The 6,129-nt window shown below is 46.6% G+C and carries 5 protein-coding genes and 1 pseudogene; 5 read left to right on the top strand and 1 reads right to left on the bottom strand.

Annotated features, from left to right (window positions below):
* Positions 1-161 (bottom strand): FGGY family carbohydrate kinase (locus BG32_RS17040; RefSeq protein ID WP_409072644.1); only part of this gene is annotated, 161 nt, incomplete at its 3' end.
* A 498-nt stretch (positions 162-659) separates the two neighbouring features.
* On the opposite strand from BG32_RS17040, the gene BG32_RS02970 reads away from it, so the two are divergent.
* The 5 genes and pseudogenes from BG32_RS02970 (at position 660) to BG32_RS02950 (ending at position 5,926) form a co-directional block, all read left to right on the top strand.
* A complete protein-coding gene (locus tag BG32_RS02970) occupies positions 660-1,664 on the top strand; it encodes an autoinducer 2 ABC transporter substrate-binding protein (protein ID WP_099771666.1) in 1,005 nt (334 codons plus the stop codon).
* 43 nt (positions 1,665-1,707) lie between these two features.
* A pseudogene (locus BG32_RS17035) lies at positions 1,708-3,197 on the top strand (sugar ABC transporter ATP-binding protein).
* On the top strand, positions 3,175-4,182 hold the full coding sequence (locus BG32_RS02960) for an ABC transporter permease (protein WP_121526347.1): 1,008 nt from the start codon (positions 3,175-3,177) through the stop codon (positions 4,180-4,182). The pseudogene BG32_RS17035 and the gene BG32_RS02960 overlap by 23 nt, the downstream one beginning before the upstream one ends.
* Positions 4,169-5,161 (top strand): ABC transporter permease, encoded by a 993-nt coding sequence (locus BG32_RS02955; RefSeq protein ID WP_121526346.1) that lies wholly within the window; start codon positions 4,169-4,171, stop codon positions 5,159-5,161. Before BG32_RS02960 ends, BG32_RS02955 begins: the two co-directional genes overlap by 14 nt.
* A gap of 24 nt (positions 5,162-5,185) precedes the next feature.
* Positions 5,186-5,926 carry a DeoR/GlpR family DNA-binding transcription regulator gene (locus BG32_RS02950; protein WP_014731777.1) on the top strand — a complete coding sequence of 247 codons (741 nt, stop codon included), beginning with the start codon at positions 5,186-5,188 and terminating at the stop codon, positions 5,924-5,926.
* The last annotated feature ends 203 nt before the right edge of the window (positions 5,927-6,129 follow it).

The raw sequence follows: 6,129 nt of genomic DNA, 5'->3' as shown, positions 1-6,129 counted from the left end.
CCCTCCCACCAGAGCGCCGAATCTTGTTCTGCCTGTCCTGGAGTTTCAGAGATAATGGGGTACTCAGTGTACGCCGACTTCTGAATCTCACCCTCTAGAGAAACCAATGAGATTTTTACTCCCATAGTTCCCAGATCAATCGAAAGAACCCCTTGCTTCATCCTTGCCTCCCCGAACACAACTTTGAAACCGCTATTGAGTAAAATGGATCAATAAAGTGATAACTTCATATCATACTCTATTACCTACAGCTTACCAGATAATTTGTAAATGAAGAAATCCGATTAGGAACAAATATCTAGGAGTTCAAACGATTAGGAGTGATTTCCGACGAATAATAATGTGTAACGTCAGCCGTGACAGTGTCCATCAAAGACTGTTCTTAGGTTGGCAATAAAGCTACGGGAAGGGAATAAATCAAGTTGGTCATCCAAAGTTTTCCTGGAATAATGGATGAGATAGTCCGGAAATCGAGAGTATTTATCGCTACATGGTCTTCATCAGCCGTAAGTTCGAATAACCAGTGATCTTCGGATATGGATCTGTCAGAGTGAATCGATATAATTGCAATGTTGATCACAAGTAATCATATGAATTTTTGATGCTTTGTTTTATGATCTTTGGGCCGGCCTACCGGTCACATAGAAGGAGGGATGCGAATGAACAAGAAGTTTCTGATGCTCCTGTTCTGTGTCTTGTTTACAGTTGCCGTCTTAGCAGCGAACTATGAGATTGCCGTCGTTGTGAAGATCGGCGGAATCCCCTGGTTCAACAGAATGGAAGTCGGTGTAAAAGATGCAGCAGATGAACTCGGCGTGAATGCCTACCAGATAGGGCCTTCCGATGCAGACCCTGCTCAGCAGGTGAAGATTGTTGAAGACCTTATTGCCAAGGGTGTCGATGCCATCTGTGTAGTACCTAATGATGCGAAGGCTCTTGAGCCCGTATTCGAAAAGGCAAGAGCGAACGGTATCATCATCATCACACACGAGTCGCCAGAGCAGAAGGGCGGCGATTGGGATGTAGAAACGATAGACAACGTTAAGTTCGGAGAAGCAAACTTCGAGAAACTTGCTCAGCTTATGGGTGGAGAAGGCGAGTTTGCCGTTTTCGTCGGAGGGCTCACAGTTCCTCTTCACAACTTCTGGGCAGACGTTGGGCTTGCCTATGTTGCAGAAAAGTATCCAAATATGAAGCTAGTAACCGAGAGAATCCCATGTGGTGAAAGTGTTGAGCTTTCCTATCAAAAAACTCTCGAGCTTCTCAATGCATATCCTAATCTAAAAGGTATAGTCGGCTTTGGTTCACTGGGACCGATCGGAGCATCCCAGGCGCTCAACGCAAGAAACATGAAGGGAAAGGTAAAGATAGTCGGAACGGTTATTCCAAGCCACGCTGACCCGTATCTCAAGCAAGGATTGATGCAGTGGGGTTACCTGTGGGATCCAAGAGACGCTGGATTCGCGCAGGTCTATCTGGCAAAGACACTGCTCGATGCCAAGGCTGCTCTGGCTGAGGCTGGAATCCCCGAAGGCATAGTGCCAGCCGTTGTTGATGGATTCGAGATTCCCGGTCTTGGGAAGGCCATGTTGGAAGGAAACATTGTGAAATTCGACGCGCAAGTCGATATAACTGCTGAGAACGCCCTTTCTTACGGGTTCTGATTTCGAGAGGGGGTACGCCCCCTCTCTTTCTGGTGATCTGATTATGGCCGAGAAACTGTTGGAGATGAGAAATATTACGAAGAGGTTCGGGGGGGTATTGGCCCTCGATTCAGTCGATTTTGAAATAGAAAAGGGAGAAATCCACTGTCTAGTTGGCGAAAACGGGTCTGGAAAGAGTACCCTAATCAAGATAATCTCGGGTATTCACTCACCCGATCCCGGGGGCGAGATCTATGTCGACGGAAAAAGGATAAGCCACCAGAAGTCTTCTAACAGTGTGAGAGAGGGAATCCAGGTTATCTATCAGGATCTTTCGCTCTTTCCAAATCTGACCGTTGCAGAGAACATAGCTATTTCTTCGAGAGTGGAAACAGGAAGTCGCCTTATGAAATGGAAAGAGACGGAAGAAGAAGCAATGAAGACGATGGACAAAATTGGGGTTTCACTTGATCCCAGACGCGAAGTCAGCGAGCTATCTATAGCGGAAAGGCAAATTGTGGCGATATGCAGGGCTATAAATGCCAAGGCGAGGCTTGTAATAATGGACGAACCTACGGCTTCTCTCAGCAAGAAAGAGGTTCAGTCGCTAATTAGAGTTATAAATGAACTGCAGAACAGAGAAATCTCGACGATCTTCGTCAGCCATAAGCTCGATGAGATAATGGAGGTAGCCCAACGGGTAACCGTTCTTCGTGACGGGAAAAAAGTCGGTGCCTTCGATGCTTCCGAACTGACGAGACAGAGACTCTCATTTCTCATGACAGGCAAGGAGTTCGAGTACTCCAAATTGCCTCCGTATTCTGGCGACGAAGTTGTTCTAGAAGTCAGAAAGCTCTCAAGGAGAAATAATTACAAGGAAATTGATTTGAAGGTCCACAAGGGCGAAATAGTAAGTGTCACAGGACTGATGGGTTCAGGCAGAACCGAGTTTGTCCTTTCACTCTTCGGAATGAATCCTCCGACGAAGGAGAGATCTTCGTAGAAGGGAAGAGAGTTAACCCTGGAAGCGCCGTGGACGCTATGAGAGCTGGAATTGCGTATGTGCCTGAGGATCGACTGCAACACGGACTCGTTATGGAACAGCCCGTAAGCAAGAATATTGTGCTGACGGTTCTAAAGAGAATACTTTCGAGAATCAGGCTCTTGAGTAAAGTCAAAGAAAGAACTGAAGTGAGACGTTGGATCGACGAACTCTCAATCAAAATTCCCTCGATTGACTCTCCGGTTAACACGCTTTCCGGCGGCAATCAACAGAGGGTTGTAATTGCAAAGTGGTTGGCAATAAATCCAAAAGTATTGATTCTCGACTCCCCAACAGTGGGAATAGACGTTGCCGCAAAGGACAGTATATACAAGATAATCAGAGAGCTAGCCGCAGAAGGTATTTCGATAATCATGATCACGGATGAAGCCGAAGAAGCAATCTATCATTCAAACACGACTTATATTATGAGTGCGGGAAGAATAATTGGAAAGTACAACTCTATCGAGCTCACGGAGAAAGAGCTGTATGAGAAGATCAACGGACAGTAATTCGGGATTGAGAAAAGCATTCAGCAAGAGCGAGTTCTATCTCTTGCTTGTAATAATAGTCGTCTCACTCTTCTTCACCGTTATGAAGCCAAGTTTTCTTACTTTCACCAATCTCTACGGAATGGTTGAGAGCAACTCCTTTCTGGCGATAATGGCCGCAGGTGTGCTGGTTGTTTTGATTTCAGGAGGAATAGATATCTCATTTACGGCAATTGCTACCGTTGCTCAGTATATCATGGCTACTATCGTTATCAATTGGGGCGGGAATATGTTCCTTGCCTTTGCTATAGGAGGGGTTGTCGGAATTGCTCTGGGTTTGGTCAACGCTTTACTGATTTATTTCCTCAAAACTCCGCCAATAATCGTGACGATCGCAACCATGAACCTGTTCTATGGTCTTCTCATATTCATCAGTGGTGGTACATGGATTTACGGCTTTCCACTGTGGTTTATGGAGAGGAATCTCGTTAGATTTGGAGACAGCCCGGGAATTACTATACCGATTCTAGTTCTTGTTCTTTCTTTCATTCTTACTTGGCTGATACTAAAGTACACTGCTCTGGGCAGAAATATCTACGCAGTGGGCGGAAATCAGGAAGCCGCAAGACGTGTGGGAATAAGCGTTCTCAAGACGCAGCTATTCGTCTATTGCTACATGGGCTTTCTGGCAGGCATAGCCTCAACCGTTCAGGCAAACATGATGTTGACTGTCGCCCCCAATGCCTTGATGGGCAGGGAACTGGAAGTTCTGGCGGCTGTTGTTCTTGGAGGGGCCAGCCTTGCCGGAGGTACGGGCAGCATTCTAGGGACTGTTCTTGGCTTTGGTTTGATTGTCATCGTACAAAATGGCCTTACTTTGCTTGGGATTTCCTCTTACTGGCATAAGGTTTTTGTGGGAGCGATCATAGTCATAAGCGTGAGTATAACGGCCTATCAGAGAAAAGTCCGCGAGAGAAAAGGAGCGATAATCAATGTTGAAGACTGACACAGGCAGGGGAAGAGTATCAAAGCACTCCGAGATTCTCTCGCTTGGAGCGATCCTGGTCATCCTGGTACTATTGTTCTCGCTCGCTCTTCCTGGGAAATTTCTAAGGCCCAGCAATCTCCAATCGATGGCCTTCCAACTTCCCGAGCTTGGAGTCCTTGCTTTCGCGATGATGATAACAATGCTTACGGGTGGGATTAACCTTTCAATAATAAGCTCGGCAAATCTCTCTGGGATAATCATGGCGATGATTTTGACCGGTGATTTAGCATCTGGTCCGGGAGGGGCCGGACTGGGCTGGACGATCTTTCTGGCCGTACTCGCGGGGTTGTCGATTTCACTCCTAGTGGGACTCGTAAATGGAATGATAATCGCATACATCGGCGTATCTCCGATACTCGCGACGCTCGGTACTATGACCTTTCTCGAAGGAATAAGCCTGGTTATAACCAGAGGGTATGTCATTTCAGGCCTACCGAGGGAATTACTTGTGATTGGCAATGGAACCTTCCTGGGAGTACCGGTACCGATGTTCATTCTAGTAGCCGTCGCGGTGGGTGTCGCGATAATTCTAAACAAGACGCGGTTGGGTTTGTCGACCTACATGATCGGATCCAACATCAAAGCTACCGGTTTCTCTGGAATAAATACCAACAAGGTAACCATTCTCGTTTATATGATTTCGGGCCTTCTGGCCGGTATAGCCTCTTTGATAATGATTGCGAGATTCAATTCCGCAAAGGCCGGTTATGGTTCTTCGTATCTTCTGGTTACCGTACTGGTTTCAGTTCTAGGTGGGATCAATCCAAATGGTGGCTTCGGGAAGGTGTCCGGTGTTTTCCTTGGGTTGGTCTTGCTGCAGGTTATCTCAAGCGGTTTGAATCTTCTTGGGATAAGTCAGTTTCTCACACTTGCGCTTTGGGGTGCACTCCTCCTAGGTGTAGAAGCTCTAAGATTAACCAGGAGGAGAGTCAGATAAGACAGATATGCTGGAGTTGAGCAGATGGCTTTGAAGAAGGAAGACAGAAGACAAAACATACTTAGCGTTCTTTCCGAGAGAGAATCGATCAATACTCAAGAACTTGCGTCTCTAATGGATGTATCTCTCGTCACACTGAGAAGAGACTTGAGAGATCTGCAGAAATCCGGCCTTGTTATCAACGGATACGGAGTCGTAAGAGCGGTGAATCAGGAAACAGATCCAAACAGCTTTTTCTTGAAAAGGCTGAGGTTAGCCAGAGAGGCAAAAGAGAGAATCGCTGAGAAGGCAATCGAGTTTGTAGAAGAGAACGATGTCCTTTTCATAGATGAAAGCACTACATGTTACGTTTTCGCTTTAAAACTCTCCAGGGTTTTCAAGAAGCTGCACATAATTACCAACGGAATCAACATACTGCTCGCGCTTTCAAAGGTTCAGGGGTTTTCTGTCGAATCTAGTGGCGGCAGTCTACAGTACGGATTTGATTCGCTCATCGGCCCCAGGGCGGAGAGTCTTGTCGGTTCAATCTATGCAAACAAGTTCTTCTTTTCATGCGCCTCGCTAAGAAAGAAAATAGGAACATTCGAGTTGAGCCCCTTTTCCGCCAGTATAAAGAGAAAAATGCTGCTCAATTCCAGCACAAAGATTCTTCTTGTTGACAACAGCAAATTCGACGTAATCGCTCCGTTCAAAATGGCCGAAATCGACGAAATAGACAGGGTCATCACTGAAGACAGAGACTTCCTGCCCTCTGAAGTTATATGAGAAGGCTGCTTCGCAGGAAGTGATGCTTTTTGATTGGACGCAAGGCGCCGAAAAGCATCGGTCGATGCAATGCCGACTCCGTCGGGAAGTGATGCTGCTGCGCAGGAAGTGATGCCCGGAGTATCATCCGGGGAAGTGAGGCCACTTTCAGCGGGAAGCATTCAGGAGCCAGTCAAAAGGCGAGAATCATCGCCGCCAGTGAA

Source organism: Mesotoga sp. HF07.pep.5.2.highcov, assembly GCF_003666285.1.
Classification (GTDB): domain Bacteria; phylum Thermotogota; class Thermotogae; order Petrotogales; family Kosmotogaceae; genus Mesotoga; species Mesotoga prima.
The sequence above is the reverse complement of the archived record's forward strand: the minus strand, read 5'-3'. Positions and strand labels throughout refer to the sequence as shown.

What these genes read in the sequence shown, in the direction of transcription:
- BG32_RS02950 (WP_014731777.1), top strand. Translation starts at nt 5,186, where the DNA reads ATGGCTTTGAAGAAGGAAGACAGAAGACAAAACATACTTAGCGTTCTT.
- BG32_RS02960 (WP_121526347.1), top strand. Translation starts at nt 3,175, where the DNA reads ATGAGAAGATCAACGGACAGTAATTCGGGATTGAGAAAAGCATTCAGC.
- BG32_RS02955 (WP_121526346.1), top strand. Translation starts at nt 4,169, where the DNA reads ATGTTGAAGACTGACACAGGCAGGGGAAGAGTATCAAAGCACTCCGAG.
- BG32_RS02970 (WP_099771666.1), top strand. Translation starts at nt 660, where the DNA reads ATGAACAAGAAGTTTCTGATGCTCCTGTTCTGTGTCTTGTTTACAGTT.